The sequence below is a fragment of the Shewanella sp. BJSY2023SW005 genome, from assembly GCF_047314585.1.
GTDB classification, from domain to species: Bacteria; Pseudomonadota; Gammaproteobacteria; order Enterobacterales; family Shewanellaceae; genus Shewanella; species Shewanella algae.
Window position 1 is genome coordinate 19,260 of the sequence record NZ_JBKORJ010000040.1, and the last position, 19,790, is coordinate 39,049.

Here is a 19,790-nt window from a genome sequence, read left to right on the forward strand (position 1 = left end):
TTATCAGAGTGTTCACTGTGAAAAATCTATCTTTAACTGGCCTTGGCTCATGGGAGCCAGCTCTTTATTGATGCTTCCGGTAACAGATAAGGGCACGGCCAGTGTCAGCCGAATCTGCTCTGAAAACTCCCGCTCCTCTATCAACACATCAAGCCTCTGCAGCAGATGTTCGACATCGGCCAATTGGTCGTAACGGCAAACCAGATAGCCTTTTTCCCTGAGCATTTTGGTCTTGGTCGCCAGCTTGGGCAACATCTGCTTGAGCCCACTACTGTAGGCACGAACCAGCCCACCCACGCCCAACTTGGTGCCGCCATAGTAACGCACGACAACCGCGCCAATCTCGCCTATGCCAGCCCCCTGCAATACCGCCAACATGGGGCGACCGGCACTACCACCCGGCTCGCCATCATCACTCGAACCCATGGCCGACTGCCCCATGGGCGCACCACAAATAAATGCCTGGCAATAATGACTGGCACCGGGATAACGCTGCTTTATCTGTTGTAGTTGCTGTTTAAACTCTTCCGGCGAATGACAGGGAAATACCAGAGAGAGAAAGCGGCTGTGCTTTATCTCCTCTTCATATTCCAACTCCTCGGCCGCAATGGGATAACTTTCAATCAATGAGACCAGACTCTCGAGTCATATTTTCGTTGCCATGGGCGTGAATTATGACATTGTCTTCGATGCGGATCCCACCAAACGGGCGCAAACTGGCGACCATGTCCCAATCCACTAACGCCTTGCGGCCATCTTGTTTGAGTGGCGCCAACAGGCTGTCGATGAAGTAGAGCCCGGGTTCTATGGTTACTACATGCCCGGGCGCCATAGTCCTGGTGCAGCGCAGAAACGGGTGCTCTTCCGGAGGGGCCACATGAGTGCCGCGTTCGTCATTGAAGAAACCACCTACATCATGCACCTGCAATCCCAACATATGCCCCAGCCCGTGAGGGAAAAACGCCCGGGTAATGCCCTGCTCCAGCAGCGTCTCTTGTGAGCCTTTGGCCAGGCCGGCTTCAAGTAACAGAGTCGCCAGCTGTTGATGAGCCAGCAGATGCAGCTCGGTATAACGTTTGCCGGGTCGCAAGTGCTCAATCAGTTGAAGCTGCAGTTGATTCATCGCCTGGATAAGATCGTGGAACCGATTTTTTTCAAAAGCATAGGTACGGCTGATATCGGCGGCATAGCCGTGGAAAGAAGCACCTGCATCGATCAGAAAAGACAACCTCTGCTGTGGGCTTTCATGCTCCAACGCAGTGTAATGCAAAATGGCAGCATTTTGGTTGAGGGCTATGATGTTGCCATAAGGAACCTGATTCTCCCCTTGTGCTATGGCACTTAGATATTGCTGCTGGATTTCAAACTCACTGGCACCACTGTAGAAGGCGTTCTTGGCCGCGCGATGGCCCTTGACCGCAATGCGGTTAGCCTGACGCATACATTCCAACTCGTAATCGGTCTTACAGGCACGATAAAAGTGCATGTAACTCATTACGGCTTCGGGATTACAGTTGTTAAACCCGAGCACAGAAGCCACTTCCAGGTGTTCACCTACATAGGCCCAGCGACCTTCGGCCACAGGCAGGAGGTCCGCCACCTTATCGGCCTTGGTCAAAATACGGATATCAAAACTGTCACACCAAAAACTTTGCGGCAGATCTGTCACCTTATGCCAGAAGTCTTCGGGACGGTAGAAGATCAGTACAGGCTTGTCACGACCATTGACCAGCAGCCAACAGTGAGGTGTTTCCAGTAAAGGCACCCAGGCCTTGAAATGGGGATTCACCTTGAAGGGGTAATCGATATCGTCCAGAAACTGCCTGTGTGGTTGACCCGAATGAATTGCCAATCCAGACAGTCCCTCACGGGCACAAATCTCGGCAACCCTTTGATTAAGAGTGTTTATATGTGATTGATAATGCTGAGCCAGTTGCATAATAAGCCGTTCCTGTTATCTGAAATCAAGGTTCCCCTTGCTATTGGAAGCTGTTCACAGTTACAACAAAAGCCAGTGTGCAGTGTATCACAAAGCTGAAATTTGCAGCTAACCGGTAAGCAATTAAACGATCGTTTAAATTGGGTGTTGTATTTTTCCTTTTTTCGAAGCACACTGAGCAACAACTGGTCAAATGATGGCCTGAGCTGCCCTACTCCTAAGCAATAAGGATGCAAGCAATGATCTACCAAAATTCGATGATTCAGGTTGAGTTACTCGAGAATAATATCGCCCGCCTTTGCTTCAATGCCGAAGGATCGGTAAACAAATTCGACCGCGCCACCCTGACCTCTCTGGATGAGGCACTGGACGCCATCAAAGCAGAATCCAGCGTTAAGGCACTGCTGCTGACATCGGCCAAAGATGCCTTTATTGTCGGTGCCGACATTACTGAGTTCCTTGGGTTGTTCGCCCAGGAAGATGAAGTACTCGTGTCATGGTTGCAGCAAGCCAATGCGATATTCAACAAGCTGGAAGACATGCCTTTCCCAACTGCTTCTGCTATCAATGGTTTTGCCCTGGGCGGTGGTTGCGAAACCATTTTGGCCACAGACTTCCGCATTGCCGACACCAGTGCCCGAATCGGCCTGCCGGAAACCAAGCTGGGGATCATCCCGGGATTCGGTGGCACAGTGCGCCTACCCAGAGTGATAGGTGCAGACAATGCACTGGAGTGGATCACTACAGGCAAAGACCAACGCCCGGAAGCCGCTCTCAAAGTAGGCGCTGTAGACGCAGTAGTGGCTCCAGAGCAGCTCCAGGCCGCAGCACTACAGATGCTACAGGACGCGCTGGCTGGCAAACTTGACTGGCAGAGCCGCCGTCAACGTAAACAGTCGCCACTGACACTGCCCAAGCTGGAAGCCATGATGTCGTTCACCACAGCCAAGGGCATGGTGTTTTCCGTTGCCGGCAAGCACTATCCGGCACCAATGGCGGCGGTTAACGTTGTGGAAAAGGCAGCCGGTCTGGGGCGCGAAGAAGCCTTATTGGTAGAGCATCAAGCCTTTATTCAACTGGCCAAAACTGATGTGGCCAAGGCGCTGATCGGCATCTTCCTCAATGACCAACTGGTCAAAGGCAAAGCCAAGAAGGCCGCCAAACAAGCCAAAAACATTGAACAAGCTGCAGTATTGGGCGCAGGCATTATGGGCGGCGGTATCGCCTACCAAAGTGCCAGCAAGGGTACGCCGATTGTTATGAAGGACATAGCGCAGAAGGCGCTGGATCTCGGCCTTAACGAAGCAGCCAAGCTACTGACGGCCCAGGTAGAGCGTGGTCGCTCCACCCCGGCCAAGATGGCCAAAGTGCTCAACAACATCACCCCATCGCTCGACTACAGCGCCGTCAAAGACGCCAACATAGTAGTAGAAGCGGTAGTAGAACATCCCAAGGTTAAGGCGACTGTGCTGGCCGAAGTAGAGCAGCAGCTGGCTGCCGATGCCATCATAGCGTCCAACACCTCAACCATCTCGATTAACCTGCTTGCCAAGAGTCTGAAAGACCCTTCCCGCTTCTGCGGTATGCACTTCTTCAACCCCGTGCACAAGATGCCACTGGTGGAAGTGATCCGTGGCGAACATAGCTCGGAAGAAACCATCTCCTCTGTAGTGGCCTATGCCAGCAAGATGGGTAAGACGCCGATAGTGGTCAACGACTGCCCCGGCTTCTTCGTTAACCGGGTACTCTTCCCCTATTTCGCCGGTTTTAACGGCCTGCTGGCCGATGGTGCAGACTTTATCGCCGTCGACAAGGTGATGGAGAAACAGTTTGGTTGGCCTATGGGCCCGGCTTATCTGCTGGATGTAGTCGGTTTGGATACCGGCCATCACGCCCAGGCCGTCATGGCCGAAGGCTTCCCGGACCGTATGGGCAAAACAGGTAAAGACGCCATAGATATCATGTTTGGCCATGAGCGCCTGGGGCAGAAGAACGGTAAAGGTTTCTACCAGTATTCTGTGGATAAGCGTGGTAAGCCGAAGAAAGACAAGGATCCTGTCAGCTACGAATTACTGCAGACCGAATTCGGTGAACTCAAAGAGTTCAGCAGCGATGAAATCATCGCCCGCACCATGATCCCCATGATTATTGAAACCGTACGCTGCCTGGAAGAAGGCATAGTAGCCACCCCGGCCGAAGCCGACATGGGTCTGGTATATGGTCTTGGCTTCCCACCATTCAGAGGCGGTGTGTTCCGTTATCTGGATACCATGGGCGTTGCCAACTTTGTCGCCCTGGCTGACAAATACGCCCACTTGGGGGGACTCTACCAGGTGACCGATGGCATGCGTGAACTGGCAGCCAACAACGGTTCTTACTATCAGGCCTAATTTGCGGAAAGGATTTTAACCATGAAACAAGCAGTTATCGTAGATTGCATTCGTACACCCATGGGCCGTTCCAAGGCCGGTGTATTTAGAAATGTTCGTGCAGAGACACTCTCTGCCGAGTTGATGAAAGCCCTGCTGGTACGTAATCCCCAGTTGGATCCCGGCACCATAGAAGACGTTATCTGGGGCTGTGTGCAGCAGACTCTAGAGCAAGGTTTCAATATCGCCCGTAATGCCTCTCTGCTCGCGGGTATCCCCAAGCAGGTTGGTGCTGTTACCGTAAACCGTCTCTGCGGCTCCTCCATGGAAGCCATTCACCAGGCAGCCAGGGCCATCATGACTGGCATGGGTGACACCTTCATCATTGGTGGTGTTGAACATATGGGTCATGTTCCCATGAGTCATGGGGTCGACTTCCACCCTGGCCTGGCAACCCGGGTTGCCAAGGCAGCCGGTATGATGGGACTGACGGCGGAAATGCTCGGTCGCATGCACGGTATCAGCCGTGAAATGCAGGATGAGTTTGCCGTGCGCTCGCACAAACGTGCGCATGCAGCCACAGTTGAAGGCCGTTTTGCCAGAGAGATCCAGGCTATCGAAGGCCATGATGCCAATGGGGCCTTGATCAAAATCGATTATGACGAAGTGATCCGCCCTGAAACCAGTATGGAATCACTGGCGGGCCTGCGTCCCGTGTTTGACCCGGCCAACGGCACTGTTACCGCTGGTACCTCATCGGCCCTGTCCGATGGCGCATCTGCCATGCTGGTGATGGAAGAAGAGAAAGCCAAGGCGCTGGGACTGCCTATCCGAGCTCGTATCAAGTCGATGGCGGTTGCCGGTTGTGACCCATCAATCATGGGCTATGGCCCGGTTCCAGCCACACAAAAGGCGTTGACTCGCGCAGGCCTCAGCATAGCGGATATCGATCTGGTTGAGCTGAATGAAGCCTTTGCCGCGCAATCTCTGCCTTGTGTGAAAGACCTAGGTCTTATGGAGTTGGTCGATGAGAAGGTTAACCTCAATGGTGGAGCCATCGCTTTGGGTCACCCTCTGGGTTGCTCGGGAGCCCGAATCTCTACCACTTTGATCAATCTGATGGAGAGTAAAGACGCGACTTTGGGTCTGGCAACCATGTGTATTGGTCTCGGCCAAGGTATTGCCACTGTGTTTGAGCGTGTCTGAGTAAATATCGCCAAGGCTGAGGGCGTATAAAGCAGCCCCTTTCAAGCGAACTCAAACGAAAACCGCTGCCTGGTCAGTTAAAGCCAAGCGGCGGTTTTTTATTGCCGTCAAATACTCAAGATTCCCCTCGTGATAGTTTGCTCTTAGTCCATTCTTCATCTTTACTTTCAGTAACTAATAACGGTGAAGAGAACATCATGCTCCAGACTGAACAGACACTGTTCGAGCAGATGCGGATCACTGAGCTGGAAATTGACTTCCGCAAATCCCTTTTTAATCTCGGCAGTCAGGACATCAAGGCTCTGCTTTCCTGCAAACCCATTATCGAACACAACATAGACAGGGTCGTAGACAGTTTTTATCAATTACAGACCAGTGTTTCCGAAATAGCCCTTCTAATTGGCGACTCAGACACTCTCGCTCGGTTGCGTACGGCACAAAGAAGGTATGTTATTGATTTATTTAGTGGTGTTTATGACCTTGAGTATGTTAACAACCGTCTGCGTATTGGTTTGGTACATAAACGTATCGGTGTGGAGCCCAAACTCTACTTGTCGGCGGTTCATACTCTAAAGTCGCTGCTCTACGAAGTATTGGCTACATCCATGACTAAGGAGCAAGAGTTTCAGGAAGCGAGAGTCGCCCTGGACAAGTTAATGTTGTTTGATGTGACCCTGGTATTCGATACCTACATTCGCAGCCTGGTTTCCGAAATAGAGAATGCTAAGTACAAGGCGGAGCAATACGCTCTCAGCATGGAGACCAAGGTAAAGCAGAGAACACAACAGTTGGAGGAGCTTTCGCGAACCGATCCCCTAACTGGGCTACTGAACGTGCGCCATCTGCAGGAAATAGCCACCAGAATCCTCCGAGCGGCACAAAGGAGAGCCGAGCCGGTCTCCGCCATCTATATGGATATAGATGACTTCAAAAACTTCAATGACACCCAAGGCCATAGACTAGGGGATGAAGTTCTCTGCACCGTCGCCAATGCGATAAAAAATACAGCCAGATTGGAGGACTGCTGCTTCCGTTATGGCGGAGATGAGTTCTGTATCATACTGCCCAACTGCCGCGAAGATCAGGCCAGAGAAGTATTTATCGACCGACTCAGGCAGTATCTACAACAATCACTCAAAGAGGTTTCTCTTAGTGTCGGTATTGCCGAAACCGGTCCCTATGAATATATGGAGCCCATGGCATTAATCCATCTGGCCGACGAGCGCATGTATGCCTATAAGCGTTCCCGCAAGCAGAATACGACAGCAGAAACCGGCGGAGATCCGGAGACCGAAGATACAGTTAAGAGCTCAGAGTTGGATTAAGCACAGAACTATGTTCCACGTGGAACAATGCGGTAGAGCACAAAAAATAGCTGCCAACTTGGTTTGACCGCTGCCTTGGAGTAATATTAGCCACTTCTGTTGTTCTCGTTGTAAGAGGTTATATGAGTCAGGTCTTCGCCAGTGCCCAACATCAACTGGATGCTTTAGGTTTGAGGTGTCCGGAACCTGTCATGATGGTTCGTAAAAAAGTCCGTCATATGGCCGAAGGAGAAACGCTACTCATCATCGCCGATGATCCGGCTACCACTAGAGATATTCCCAGCTTTTGCCAGTTTATGGACCACACCTTGGTGGCCAGCCAAACGGATAGCCTGCCTTATCAATATTTGATTAAGAAGGGTCTCTAATTAACTCCATCAGGAAGGAACCTATGATTACCCTACTCGCTATCGCCCATAAAAAGCAAAGAAATGCCCCGATGGATTTATTGCCTTATGCCGAAGTCAGTTTGGCCCAGGGTGTAGAGGGCGACGTTTTCGGTAAACCGGGAAAGCGTCAGGTGACGCTGTTGTCTCAACAACAGTGGCAACAAGCCTGTGCTCAATTGCAGACAGAGCTTCCCTGGACGAGCCGCAGAGCCAACTTGCTGCTGGATGGTCTGGAGTTTGCACCTGAGTTGGTGGGTAAATACCTGAAGATTGGTGAGCAACTGGTACTTGAACTTACCGGAGAAACTGACCCTTGCGGCAAAATGGAGCAAGCACACCCTGGGTTGGAAGCAGCATTAATGCCTGGTTGGCGTGGTGGCTGTACCGCCAAAGTGATCAATCCGGGGAAAATCAGGCCTCAAGACCCGGCTCAGTTACTCGATAGCTGGCCAAATCGCAACTTAGACTTATAAAACATGGAAAACCAATTGATACAGTATTGAGGTTTTACTGTTAACAAATTTGTGAGATAACAGACAGTCGGTAACCGATAACTAAAATAAGGCCGCTGTCATGTTGAGACCTAAACTAACCCCTCTGTACACAGCTGTTTCATTGCTCTTTTCAGCTTCGGCATTCAGTGACGATCAAGCCCCCAAGTGGGATGTCAATGCCCCGCTGAACGCTCCTCTTGAACAAGCCAAAATTCAGGTATCTGAAGGTACCTGGATGAATCTGAGCCTGAGTCCGGATGGCAAATATCTGGTTTTTGATCTGCTGGGTGACATCTACAGAATTCCCGCTCAGGGCGGCGAAGCCAAACCTCTGGCACAAGGCATAGCCTGGCAGATGCAACCTGTCTATAGCCCAGATGGAAAATACATTGCCTTTACATCGGATCAAGATGGCGGCGACAACATCTGGGTAATGAATGCTGACGGCAGTAATCCGCGTCCGGTAACCAATGAAACATTCCGCCTACTCAACAGCCCGGCCTGGAGCCCAGACTCCCAGTATCTGGTGGCGCGAAAGCACTTCACAGCCAGTCGCAGTCTAGGAGCCGGGGAAGTCTGGCTTTATCATATTGCCGGTGGCGAAGGAGTTAAACTCACCGAGCGGCCAAATGATCAGAAAGATTTGGGTGAACCCGCCTATTCCCCTGACGGCCGATATATCTACTTCAGCCAAGATGCCACCCCAGGCAAGACCTTTCACTACTCCAAAGACTCGGTCAAAGGCATATACAAGATAAAGCGCTACGATACCCAAACCGGGGATATCGAAGTGCTTATCGAAGGCACAGGTGGTGCTATCAGGCCTACTCCGAGCCCGGATGGTAAACAGTTGGCCTATATCAAACGCGACGGTTTTCAGTCAACCTTATACCTGTTGGATCTGGCTTCCGGTAAAGAGCAAAAGCTCTATGGCAACCTTGACAGAGACATGCAGGAAACCTGGGCGATACACGGTGTCTATCCCACTATGGCCTGGAGTCCAGATAGTGCAGAGATCTATTTCTGGGCAAAAGGCAAAATCCACAAACTCGAATTGGCTTCCAAGCAAACGGCAGAGATCCCATTCAATGTCACCACAGAGCTTGCTGTGCAACCGGCGGTGCGCTTTAAGCAGGATATAGATCAGCAACAACTGGATGTCAAAATGCTGCGCATGGCTCAGGTGTCGCCAGATGGAACCAAAGTCATCTACGAAGCTCTAGGAAAAATCTGGATAAAACAGCTGCCGGACGGCAAACCGAAACGCCTGACCCGTTTGGATGAACAGTTGGAAGAGTTATTCCCTCAATGGTCCCGTGACGGTAAGCGAGTGGTGTTTACCACATGGAATGATCAGCAACAAGGCAGCGTTAGAACCATCAGTGCCCGAGGAGGAAAAACCACAACACTTACCCAAGAGCCGGGGAAATATATCGAGCCAACCTTCTCTCCCGATGGCAAACAGGTGGTGTTTCGTAAAATTGCCGGCGGCTATATTACCCCAAAAACCTGGAGTCAGGATCCCGGCCTCTACTTGGTTGACAGCAATGGTAAAGAACTAAAGAAACTCTCAGCTCAGGGCTTCCAACCACAGTTTGGTGCCGACAATGACAGAGTCTACTTTATGGAGAGTGGTGAAACGCCGCAGCTAGCCTCGATATCACTTAGTGGTTTCGATAAACGGGTACACTACTCCGGCAAACACGCCACAGAATTCAGGGTATCTCCCGATGGTAAACAGCTCGCGTTTGCCGAGCGTTTCCGGGTTTGGGTCACCCCATTCGCCAAGCATGGTGAAACCGTTGATATCGGGCCTAAGGCGACTAATTTACCGGTAACACAGCTCAGTACCCGCGCCGGTGAGAGTATCAGTTGGGGCGCCAACAGCGATCAACTCTATTGGACCCTTGGCCCAGAACTCTATCAAGTGAGCCTGGATAACGACTATCGAGAGAAGAATGCTAAGGACAAGGTCCAAGTTACTGAGATTGGTTTTCAGACAGAGATGGATGTTCCACGTGGAACAATCGCTTTCGTCGGCGGTAAGATCATCACAATGGAGAATGATAGGGTCATAGATAAGGGTGTGGTGTTGGTGAAAGATAACCATATCCAAGCCGTGGGTGAAGCCGGCATGGCTATTCCGGATGATGCCATGCTAGTGGATATCTCAGGTAAGACACTGATGCCGGGTCTGTTTGACGCCCATGCACATGGCGCTCAAGGAGAAAACGAAATCATCCCCCAGCAGAACTGGCAGCTATATGCCGGCTTGGCCTTGGGGGTTACCAGCATCCATGATCCCTCCAATGACACTACAGAAATTTTTGCTGCCAGCGAGCAACAAAAAGCCGGAAAGATTGTTGGTCCGCGGATCTTCTCTACCGGCACCATACTCTATGGTGCCAACTTACCTGGCTACACCAGCCACATAGACTCATTGGATGATGCCAAATTCCACCTCGAACGACTTAAAAAAGTCGGCGCTTTCAGCGTCAAGAGCTATAACCAACCCAGACGCAATCAGCGTCAACAAGTCATAGCCGCCGCCAGAGAACTGGAGATGATGGTGGTTCCAGAGGGAGGAAGCCTGCTGCAGCATAATCTCACCATGATTGCCGATGGCCACACCACAGTGGAACACTCCCTGCCGGCTGCAGCAATCTACGACGACATTAAGCAGTTCTGGAGCCAAACCCAAGTTGGTTACACCCCCACCCTGGTAGTGGCCTATGGTGGCATTTCGGGTGAAAACTATTGGTACGACAAGACTGATGTCTGGGCTCATCCACGATTGTCAAAATATGTTCCAGCCGATCTGTTGCGGGCTCGCTCCATGAGAAGGCCTACTGCACCGGATGAACATTACAACCACTTCAATGTAGCCAGAGTCGCCAATGAGGTGAATCAATTGGGGATTCATCCCAACATTGGTGCCCATGGTCAACGCGAAGGCTTGGCTGCTCATTGGGAGATGTGGATGTTTGCCCAGGGCGGTATGAGCAATATGGAAGTGCTGAAGACAGCAACGCTTTATCCCGCCAAGACCTTCGCTATGGACCATCAACTTGGTTCGATAACGCCGGGCAAATTAGCCGACCTTATTGTTATCGACGGTAACCCACTGGAGGATATTAGGGTCACAGACAGGGTCACTCATACTATGGTCAATGGCAAACTCTATGATGCCGAAACCATGAATCAACTCAATGGTGATAAGAAGCAGCGTCAGCCCTTCTTCTTTGAAGAGATTAAAAAAAAGATTAAGCCCGACGTAAATACGGAAGGATGTTCCACGTGGAACATCCTTTTATTTTATAAGCAGTAGCAGTACCAAAGATAACAGTAGGTAGCTAACAAGCGCCGGCAACAGGAAGCGGATGAGTGTAGGCATGATGGCTTGTTTGCCAAAGCTGAGTCGCAGTAAAGTATCACCCACCCGAACGGCCCACAAGTTCACCAGCGCCAGAGTTGGCAATGTAAATAGCGCTCCAATAAACACACTAACGCCATCACTAAGCGTCAATAATCGACCCAAGGCAAATGCGATAAACATCCAGAATAGCATGCACAATGGCAGATAGATTATCGTCGCAAAGGGCCCAGGCCCCGGACCAGAACTGAACAGTAGCAGCAAAAAACGGCGACGCCGGGAAAATTTAATCATGGGGATAACAACAGCAATCCAACAGATGATCGTTGACCATGCCTACAGCCTGCATAAAGGCATAGCAAATCGTCGGGCCACAGAAGTTAAACCCCAGTTTTTTCAGCGCCTTGGACATAGCCTCCGACTCGGGTGTCTGAGCAGGAACCTGAGTCAGGGTTTCAAAGCGATTCACTTTGGGTATCCCGCCGACGAAACCCCAAAGAAATTCTGAAAAATCATTACCTTGTTCCACAAATGCCAGATATGCCTTGGCGTTTCGAACTATGGAATTCACCTTGGCTCGATTGCGCACTATCCCTGGGTCTTGTAGCAATTCCTCTATCTTGGCTTGGTCGAACCCGGCAATGACTTGGGGATCAAACCCGGCAAAGGCGCGTTCATAGTTAGCCTGCTTTTTGAGTATGGTCAGCCAAGACAAACCAGCCTGCTGACCATCGAGACAGAGCTTGGCAAACAGTTCTTTGGCATCGTAAACCGGCCTTCCCCATACCTTATCGTGATATTCCTGATAGAGAGGATCATCAGTCACCCAGCCACAACGAACTATATCCATTACTCAAAATCCCTTAAATCGTTAAATCCGATAAAAAATAACCTACATAAGCCTATATCGACAAGGTATAATCGAAACCATTTTCTATTAATAGCTGACAGCAGTAGATATGACGACGAAACACGACGTGAAGACATTCCAGGGTTTTATCTTAACCCTGCAAGAATACTGGGCGCAGCAAGGTTGCGCCATAGTTCAACCCCTGGACATGGAGGTCGGTGCCGGCACCTTCCATCCACAAACCTTTTTGCGTTCATTGGGCCCAGAGCCGATGAGCAGCGCGTATGTCCAACCATCGCGCCGCCCTACCGACGGCCGCTATGGTGAAAACCCCAACCGTCTTCAGCACTACTATCAGTTTCAGGTCGTATTGAAACCTTCACCGGATAATATTCAGGAGCTGTACCTGGGCTCACTGCAGGCCCTGGGTGTAGACCCAAGTATCCATGATATCCGTTTCGTTGAAGACAACTGGGAATCACCTACCCTGGGTGCTTGGGGCCTGGGCTGGGAAGTTTGGCTCAACGGTATGGAAGTCAGCCAGTTCACCTATTTCCAACAGGTTGGTGGCCTCGAATGTAGCCCGGTAACCGGCGAAATCACCTATGGTCTAGAACGTCTTGCCATGTATATTCAAGGCGTAGACAGCGTCTATGATCTGGTGTGGACCGACGGCCCAATGGGAAGGATCACCTATGGTGACGTGTTCCACCAAAACGAAGTGGAGCAGTCGACCTACAACTTTGAACATGCCGATGTCAACTTCCTGTTCGGTCTGTTCGATCAGTGCGAAAAAACCTGTCAGCATCTGCTTTCACTGGAAAAACCTCTGCCTCTGCCCGCTTATGAGCAAGTGATGAAGGCCTCACACGCCTTCAACCTGCTCGATGCCCGTCACGCCATCTCTGTGACCGAGCGTCAGCGCTATATCCTGCGGGTGCGCACCATGGCCAAGGCGGTAGCCGAAGCTTATTACCAGGCGCGTGAAGCCCTGGGCTTCCCAATGTGCAAATGAGGTAGAACTAATGAATTTTGACAACTTACTCATAGAGATAGGTACCGAAGAGCTGCCACCAAAAGCTTTGCGCACTCTGGCAGAGTCTTTTGTAAACAACTTCTGCGAAGAGCTGGACAAGGCCGAACTCAGCTATAGCAAGGCACACTGGTATGCCGCTCCGCGCCGTTTAGCGCTCTACGTAGAGCAACTGGCCCTGGCACAACAGGATAAAGTGGTTGAGAAAAGAGGCCCAGCAGTCAGCTCGGCCTTTGATGCCGACGGCAAGCCAACCAAGGCCGCCGAAGGCTGGGCCCGCGGCAATGGTATCAGCGTTGCCGAAGCCGAGCGTCTGGTGACAGACAAGGGGGAATGGCTGCTGCACCGCGCCAAGGTTGAAGGTGTGACCACTGAAAGCCTGATCCCGGCCATGGCCCAGCGCGCCCTGGACAAGCTGCCTATCCCCAAGCCTATGCGCTGGGGCAGCAACAAGACTCAATTTATTCGCCCCGTGCATACAGTTACCATGTTGTTGGGTGACAAGCTGGTTGCCGGTGAGCTGTTGGGTGTCACCTCGGCACGTACCATTCGTGGTCACCGCTTTATGGGCGAAGCCAGCTTCGAGCTGGATCATGCCGACAACTACCTCAGCAGCTTGAAAGAGCGCGGCAAGGTGATTGCCGACTATCAGGCCAGAATGGATATCATCAAGACAGACGCCGAAAAAGCCGCTGCCGAGTTGGGTGGCCGTGCCGATATCGCCGACGAACTGCTTGAAGAAGTCGCCTCCTTGGTTGAATGGCCTGTGGTACTGACAGCGGCTTTCGAAGAGAAGTTTTTGCAGGTGCCCGCCGAGGCTCTGGTCTACACAATGAAAGGCGATCAGAAATACTTCCCGGTATTTGATGGCAACAATAAGCTGATGCCCAACTTCATCTTTGTGACCAATATTGAGTCCAAAGATCCGGCGCAAATCATTGCCGGAAATGAGAAAGTTGTCCGCCCCCGCCTTGCCGATGCCGAATTCTTCTTTAACACAGATAAAAAGCAATCACTCGAGTCACGCATTGCCAGCCTGGAAACCGTGGTATTCCAGAAGCAATTGGGCACCCTTAAAGACAGAGTGGAGCGCATCTCCTGTGTGGCCGAAGCCATTGCGGCCAAAATCGATGCCAACCAAGCCGATGCCAAGCGGGCCGGTCTGTTGTCCAAGGCCGATTTGATGACCAATATGGTTATGGAATTTACCGACACCCAAGGCACCATGGGTATGCATTACGCGCGCCTCGAAGGGGAAACCGAAGCCGTTGCACTGGCATTGGAAGAACAGTACAAGCCCAAGTTCTCCGGTGATACTGTGCCTACAGCGCCGGTATCCTGCGCCGTTGCACTGGCAGAGAAGCTGGATACCCTGACCGGGATATTCGGTATCGGCCAGGCTCCTAAAGGCGCTGCCGACCCCTTTGCCCTGCGCCGCGCGGCCATAGGTGTACTGAGGATCATTGTTGAGAACAAACTGCCACTGGATCTGGTCGAACTGATTGGCTGCGCCATCAAGGCTCACGGCAGCAACCTCAGCAATCAGCACTGCGCCGAAGAGGTGCTGGAATTCCTGATGGGCCGTTTCCGCGCCTGGTATCAGGATAAAGGCATCAGTACCGATGTGATTCTGGCGGTTCTGGCCCGTCGGCCGACTCGTCCGGCCGACTTTGACAGCCGTATCCAGGCCGTCAGCCATTTCCGCAGCCTGGAGCAAGCCGCCTCTCTGGCCGCAGCCAACAAGCGGGTTTCCAATATTCTCGCCAAGGTTGAAGGTGAATTACCAAGCGAAGTCGATACTGCCCTGCTGCAGGAAGATGCCGAGAAGGCCCTGAATCAAGTTCTGAGCTCACTTCAGCCACAACTTGAGCCCTTGTTTGCCAAAGGGGAATATCAACAAGGATTGACCCTGCTATCGACGCTGAAAGAGCCGGTAGATACCTTCTTTGAAGATGTGATGGTAATGGCCGACGATGAGGCGCTGCGCCGCAATCGTCTGGCACTGCTGAACCAGCTGCGGAATCAGTTCCTGCGAGTGGCCGATATATCACTGTTGCAGTGATGGCAGTTGCAGTGATGCCAAACAGCTAAAAAACGCGCCGAAAGGCGCGTTTTTTCATTTTATTTCAAGCAGTTTCTGATGCCACTGTTCAAACATTTCCCGGCTGACATTGGCTTCCTTCAACAAGGCATCCAGCAATTCCGGGGGCAACTTATCCTCTTCCACCAGCATAGAGCATTCACTGATCAGATTGGCTTGCCAAATCAGCTGGCTTAAACGATTTTCCGGCTTGGCACCGACATTGGCCAGAGGTTGCAGTACAATCTCAAATGCCTTGGGTAACTGCCAGCAACTCACCAGCAGGCTACTCAATGACAAGGAGCGCGCCGTCATCACCTGACGGAACAGCCAGGACTTGGGCTGCTCGCCAGGGTCGGCCTGATTGAAAGCATCGAGCAACAGCTTGAAGATAGCTATCTTGCCAACATCGTGCAGCAGCCCCACCATAAAAGCTGTATCCGGTTCTTCGGTTTCCAGTTCTCCGGCCAGGAAAGCCACCTGTAGTGAATGGCGCCACAAATGGGCCCCAAAACGGCGAAAGTAGATGGGTTTGATATCTATCATCTCTTTCATCATGCAGGTAGTCACTATCCGTCTTAGTCTGTTGCTGCCCAGTTGAACCAGAGCCTGCTGGAGACTGGTTATCTGCCGCTCGCTGCGGCGAAAAGCCGCCGAGTTACAGATGCGGATCACCTCGGCACTCAATACGGGATCTTGCTGAATCAGTACCACTATATCCTGACTATCAAATTCTGGATCGCTGAGTTTGTTGTCCAGCTCCAGTATACGACCAGGGATCTGCAGTACAGAATCGGCAATCTGCTGCGGTGAGGCCAGTGCCTGCTCAATGTCGCTCATGACTCGCTTTTCGAGTTTATTGGCAACGCCACCGCTATTCTGGCTGCTGACGGAGAACAGTAAACTGTAAAACAGTGCAGTAGCATCGACGGCAGCCACCAGCTCGTCAGCCTCAGTCTCCCGCGAGCGGCTCAATGCTTGCTGCTCATGCTGGATATTGGGCGGGGCTTCGTTGAAGCTTTTTGGTCGCTCTACTTCAACGTTTTCCCTGACATTAAACAGTTTCCTGAAGATTCCTATCACTTGATTTCCTGCGCAATTATTCCACCCCAGATGGTTCAGTATAATCGCTATTTCCTAAAGTTAACGCGGTAAACACCCAATAAAAAAGGAAGGCCTGAGGCCTTTCTTTTAAAGATAACAAGCTGTTTGATTAAACGTCGAGGTTAGCCACGTTGAGGGCGTTGGCTTCGATAAAGTCGCGTCTTGGCTCAACCTGATCGCCCATCAGAGTGGTAAACAGCTGATCGGCCGCTATCGCATCTTCAATAGTGACCTGCAACATGCGGCGGCTCTCGGGATCCATGGTGGTTTCCCATAGCTGCTCTGGGTTCATTTCACCCAGTCCTTTATAGCGCTGGATATAGAGACCGCGCTTGGACTCAGCAATCAGCCAGTCAAGTGCTTCAACAAAACTGCTGACCTCTTTGACCCGCTCACCGCGTTTAACATAGCCGCCGTCTTCAATCAGATCACAGATCTGCTCACCCAGCTTGGCGATACGCTCATAATCGCTGGAATGGAAGAAGTCATAACCAAACAGATAATGGGTATCTATACCGTGTTTGCGCACAATGAGCTGCGGCAGATACACCTTACGCTCTGGGTCCAGCACAGTTTCCATCTTGTAGATAACGCCGCCATTCTCTTCATCTTCAAGATCCTGCAGCAGGCCTTTGCACCAAGTGGTCATAGCGGCCTCATCGGCCAGCATTTCGGCGGTCACCCGTGGACGATACAGCATGCGGTTGGTCACATTGGTTGGGTAACGCTTTTCCAAGCGCTCAATGATGGCTTCCACTTCGCGATACTGATTAACCAGACGCTCCAAGCCTTCACCAGACATGGCCGGTGCATCCTTGGACGGATAGATGCAGCCGCCATCAAGAGCCTGAGTGGTCAAGTATTCAGTCAATGCCGGCTCATCTTTCAGATACTGCTCCTGCTTGCCTTTCTTCACTTTGAACAAAGGAGGCTGGGCAATATAAACAAAGCCACGCTCGATCAGCTCAGGCATCTGACGGAAGAAGAAGGTCAACAGCAGCGTACGAATGTGCGAGCCGTCGACGTCAGCATCCGTCATGATGATGATGTAGTGGTAACGGGTTTTTTCCGGATCATATTCATCACGGCCGATACCGCAGCCAAGGGCTGTGATAAGAGTCGCCACTTCCTGAGAAGACAGCATCTTGTCGAAGCGAGCCTTCTCTACGTTAAGAATTTTACCCTTGAGTGGCAAAATAGCCTGGTTCTTTCTGTTTCGGCCCTGTTTGGCACTACCGCCGGCCGAATCACCCTCCACTATGTAGATTTCAGAAAGACCAGGGTCTTTTTCCTGACAGTCCGCCAATTTACCCGGTAAACCACCCAAATCCAGGGCACCTTTACGACGTGTCATCTCGCGGGCTTTACGGGCCGCTTCACGGGCGCGGGCAGCGTCGATAATCTTGCCAACAATCATCTTGGCATCGGCTGGGTTTTCCAGCAGATAGTCATTCAGCTTCTCACCCATGGTCTGTTCCACGGCGCCTTTGACCTCACTGGAAACCAGCTTGTCTTTGGTTTGGGAGCTGAACTTGGGGTCAGGAACCTTCACAGAAACCACAGCGGTCAGGCCTTCACGGGCATCATCACCTGTGGCGTTGGTCTTGCCCTTCTTGTTGAAGCCCTCATTCTCCATGTAGTTGTTCAGGTTACGGGTCAATGCCGCCCGGAAACCTGCCAGGTGAGTACCACCATCACGCTGGGGAATGTTGTTGGTAAAACAGAAAATGCTTTCCTGGAAACCGTCATTCCACTGCATGGCCACTTCAACAGTGATGCCATCTTCCCGCTCTTGGGAGAAGTGGAATACATCCTTATTCACCGGAGTCTTGTTACGGTTCAGGTACTCTACGAAGGCCTTGATACCGCCCTCATAGTGGAAAAACTCATCTTTGTTGTCGCGCTCGTCAATAAGACGGATACCCACGCCTGAGTTCAGGAATGAAAGCTCGCGAATACGTTTGGCCAGCAGCTCATAGTGAAACTCGGTATCAGTAAAGGTTTCATGGCTGGGCCAGAAACGAATTTCAGTACCTGTCTTGGTTGCTTCACCGATTTCCTTGATAGGCTCTTGCGGCTCACCGTGCTTGTAGAACTGCTCATAAACCTTGCCATCGCGGCGAATGGTCAACTGCAGCTTTTCCGACAGGGCGTTAACCACTGACACACCCACACCGTGCAAACCACCGGAAACTTTATAGGAGTTGTCGTCGAACTTACCGCCGGCGTGCAGCACTGTCATAATAACCTGGGCAGCCGATACCCCTTCTTCAGGGTGAATGGCGACCGGAATACCACGACCATCATCTTTGACAGATACAGAGCCATCAACATGGATGGTGATCACTATGTCACTGCAGTGGCCCGCCAAAGCTTCATCGATAGAGTTATCGACGACTTCGAATACCATGTGATGCAGACCCGTGCCATCGTCGGTATCACCAATATACATCCCAGGTCTTTTACGTACCGCATCAAGGCCCTTAAGGACCTTGATACTCGAAGAATCGTAACTGTTCTCTGACATATTATTCTCTCATCGGTTATTCAATGACCGTTACCCGCCCCTGTTCCACCTGAAAAATCCGGCTTGGGGGCGTGCTTAATGAATCTGATATTGCTGCCGGGTCAATCGCAGTGACAAACACTTGCGCCCCGGTTTCGCTCAACTGCCGCAGCAATAACTTCCTGTGTTTCGCATCCAACTCTGACGGCAGATCGTCGACCAGATAGATACTATTCTTATCTATTTGTTGTTTAAGCAACTTTCCTTGTGCTATTCGCAGTGCACACACCAACAACTTCAGCTGACCACGGGACAAAGCATCCTGAGCGGGTAGATTACCCACTCTGAGTCTCAAGTCGGCTTTATGGGGGCCACTGACGGTGTGCCCCATGGATAGATCCCGGGAATAAGACGCCTGTAACAGGGTCGAAAACTCAGTTTTACTATCCCAACCACGGGTAAAGGAAACCTTGATATCAACCTGTGGTAAAAACTCCCCGATTATACCCTTAAGTAGCTCATTTAACGAGTCTACATATGCCTTTCGTATCTCGGTGACCAACTCGGTATAACGGATAAAATCCCGGTCCCAGTATGCGATTTGCTGGTAGGCTGCACCATCCTTAAGTAATTGATTACGTTGCTTGAGGATCCGCCTTACATTGACCCAGGCCTGATAAAACTGGGGATCGCAATGAAACGCGCCCCAATCGATAAACTGGCGCCTGGCCTTGGGGCCTTCAAACAATAGCGAAAAGCTCTCTGGGGTTATTACCTGAATAGGCAAGGTGTCGGCCAGCACAGACAGGCGTTTTATCTTCTCGCCATCCATTCTGACCTCGGTTTCGCCGCTGCGAAACCGCCGTAGCCCCAACTTACTGTCACCGGATGGCAGGCTCAAATTGGCAAACAGGGTCAACTGTTCCTGTTGGTTATTGATCACCCTCTGAGACAGATGACTGCGAAACGAGCGCCCCATCCCCAGAAAGTAAATCGCCTCCAGGACACTGGTTTTGCCACTGCCATTTTGGCCGTAAATAAGATTCAGCCCAGTGCCGGGGAGCAGTTGGGCTGAATCGATATTACGAAAAGCTTGAATATTGAGACGAGTTAGACTCATTT

The 19,790-nt window shown here is 51.4% G+C and carries 14 protein-coding genes; 8 read left to right on the forward strand and 6 right to left on the reverse strand.

The window, feature by feature from the left end:
• Positions 1-12 precede the first annotated feature (12 nt).
• Positions 13-627, reverse strand: a complete 615-nt coding sequence (locus ACMHXI_RS12565; RefSeq protein ID WP_107006263.1) for a YigZ family protein — start codon at positions 625-627, stop codon at positions 13-15.
• Positions 620-1,942, reverse strand: a complete 1,323-nt coding sequence (pepQ, locus tag ACMHXI_RS12570; protein WP_208184312.1) for a Xaa-Pro dipeptidase — start codon at positions 1,940-1,942, stop codon at positions 620-622. The genes ACMHXI_RS12565 and pepQ overlap by 8 nt, the downstream gene beginning before the upstream one ends.
• 236 nt (positions 1,943-2,178) lie before the next feature.
• Between pepQ and fadB the strand changes: the two genes are divergently transcribed.
• The 6 genes from fadB (at position 2,179) to ACMHXI_RS12600 (ending at position 11,050) form a co-directional block, all read left to right on the forward strand.
• On the forward strand, positions 2,179-4,329 hold the full coding sequence (gene fadB, locus ACMHXI_RS12575; RefSeq protein WP_208184306.1) for a fatty acid oxidation complex subunit alpha FadB: 2,151 nt from the start codon (positions 2,179-2,181) through the stop codon (positions 4,327-4,329).
• A 21-nt stretch (positions 4,330-4,350) separates the two neighbouring features.
• Positions 4,351-5,514: an acetyl-CoA C-acyltransferase FadA gene (fadA, locus tag ACMHXI_RS12580; protein ID WP_044735608.1), complete on the forward strand. Its 1,164-nt coding sequence runs from the start codon at positions 4,351-4,353 to the stop codon at positions 5,512-5,514.
• Positions 5,515-5,711: 197 nt separating this feature from the next.
• Complete coding sequence (locus ACMHXI_RS12585; protein ID WP_025011831.1) at positions 5,712-6,839, forward strand: diguanylate cyclase domain-containing protein; 1,128 nt, start codon at positions 5,712-5,714, stop codon at positions 6,837-6,839.
• 122 nt (positions 6,840-6,961) lie between these two features.
• A complete protein-coding gene (gene tusA, locus ACMHXI_RS12590; protein WP_054745266.1) occupies positions 6,962-7,207 on the forward strand; it encodes a sulfurtransferase TusA in 246 nt (81 codons plus the stop codon).
• A 23-nt stretch (positions 7,208-7,230) separates the two neighbouring features.
• Positions 7,231-7,701 carry an MOSC domain-containing protein gene (locus ACMHXI_RS12595; RefSeq protein WP_144221316.1) on the forward strand — a complete coding sequence of 157 codons (471 nt, stop codon included), beginning with the start codon at positions 7,231-7,233 and terminating at the stop codon, positions 7,699-7,701.
• 100 nt (positions 7,702-7,801) lie between these two features.
• Positions 7,802-11,050 (forward strand): amidohydrolase family protein, encoded by a 3,249-nt coding sequence (locus ACMHXI_RS12600; RefSeq protein WP_413735085.1) that lies wholly within the window; start codon positions 7,802-7,804, stop codon positions 11,048-11,050.
• Between the two features lie 331 nt (positions 11,051-11,381).
• Here the strand turns inward: ACMHXI_RS12600 and ACMHXI_RS12605 are convergent, their stop codons facing one another.
• Positions 11,382-11,945 (reverse strand): DNA-3-methyladenine glycosylase I, encoded by a 564-nt coding sequence (locus tag ACMHXI_RS12605; protein ID WP_044735603.1) that lies wholly within the window; start codon positions 11,943-11,945, stop codon positions 11,382-11,384.
• 109 nt (positions 11,946-12,054) lie between these two features.
• On the opposite strand from ACMHXI_RS12605, the gene glyQ reads away from it, so the two are divergent.
• Together glyQ and glyS are read left to right on the forward strand one after the other, a co-directional pair.
• Entirely contained in the window at positions 12,055-12,960 is a 906-nt protein-coding gene (glyQ, locus tag ACMHXI_RS12610; RefSeq protein WP_208192635.1) for a glycine--tRNA ligase subunit alpha, read from the forward strand.
• 10 nt (positions 12,961-12,970) lie between these two features.
• Entirely contained in the window at positions 12,971-15,040 is a 2,070-nt protein-coding gene (gene glyS / locus ACMHXI_RS12615; RefSeq protein WP_117200133.1) for a glycine--tRNA ligase subunit beta, read from the forward strand.
• Positions 15,041-15,094: 54 nt separating this feature from the next.
• Here glyS and ACMHXI_RS12620 read toward each other — a convergent pair whose 3' ends face one another.
• From ACMHXI_RS12620 to recF, 3 genes are all read right to left on the reverse strand, one after another.
• On the reverse strand, positions 15,095-16,141 hold the full coding sequence (locus tag ACMHXI_RS12620) for an HDOD domain-containing protein (protein WP_372584257.1): 1,047 nt from the start codon (positions 16,139-16,141) through the stop codon (positions 15,095-15,097).
• 130 nt (positions 16,142-16,271) lie between these two features.
• A complete protein-coding gene (gyrB, locus tag ACMHXI_RS12625) occupies positions 16,272-18,689 on the reverse strand; it encodes a DNA topoisomerase (ATP-hydrolyzing) subunit B (protein WP_028780939.1) in 2,418 nt (805 codons plus the stop codon).
• A 16-nt stretch (positions 18,690-18,705) separates the two neighbouring features.
• Positions 18,706-19,788 carry a DNA replication/repair protein RecF gene (gene recF / locus ACMHXI_RS12630; RefSeq protein ID WP_144133286.1) on the reverse strand — a complete coding sequence of 361 codons (1,083 nt, stop codon included), beginning with the start codon at positions 19,786-19,788 and terminating at the stop codon, positions 18,706-18,708.
• Between the last annotated feature and the right edge of the window lie 2 nt (positions 19,789-19,790).

Bases quoted from the DNA above. Each gene is read 5' to 3' on its own strand.
- fadB (WP_208184306.1), top strand. From the start codon at position 2,179: ATGATCTACCAAAATTCGATGATTCAGGTTGAGTTACTCGAGAATAAT.
- fadA (WP_044735608.1), top strand. From the start codon at position 4,351: ATGAAACAAGCAGTTATCGTAGATTGCATTCGTACACCCATGGGCCGT.
- ACMHXI_RS12585 (WP_025011831.1), top strand. From the start codon at position 5,712: ATGCTCCAGACTGAACAGACACTGTTCGAGCAGATGCGGATCACTGAG.
- tusA (WP_054745266.1), top strand. From the start codon at position 6,962: ATGAGTCAGGTCTTCGCCAGTGCCCAACATCAACTGGATGCTTTAGGT.
- ACMHXI_RS12595 (WP_144221316.1), top strand. From the start codon at position 7,231: ATGATTACCCTACTCGCTATCGCCCATAAAAAGCAAAGAAATGCCCCG.
- ACMHXI_RS12600 (WP_413735085.1), top strand. From the start codon at position 7,802: ATGTTGAGACCTAAACTAACCCCTCTGTACACAGCTGTTTCATTGCTC.
- ACMHXI_RS12605 (WP_044735603.1), bottom strand. From the start codon at position 11,945: ATGGATATAGTTCGTTGTGGCTGGGTGACTGATGATCCTCTCTATCAG.
- glyQ (WP_208192635.1), top strand. From the start codon at position 12,055: ATGACGACGAAACACGACGTGAAGACATTCCAGGGTTTTATCTTAACC.
- glyS (WP_117200133.1), top strand. From the start codon at position 12,971: ATGAATTTTGACAACTTACTCATAGAGATAGGTACCGAAGAGCTGCCA.
- gyrB (WP_028780939.1), bottom strand. From the start codon at position 18,689: ATGTCAGAGAACAGTTACGATTCTTCGAGTATCAAGGTCCTTAAGGGC.
- recF (WP_144133286.1), bottom strand. From the start codon at position 19,788: ATGAGTCTAACTCGTCTCAATATTCAAGCTTTTCGTAATATCGATTCA.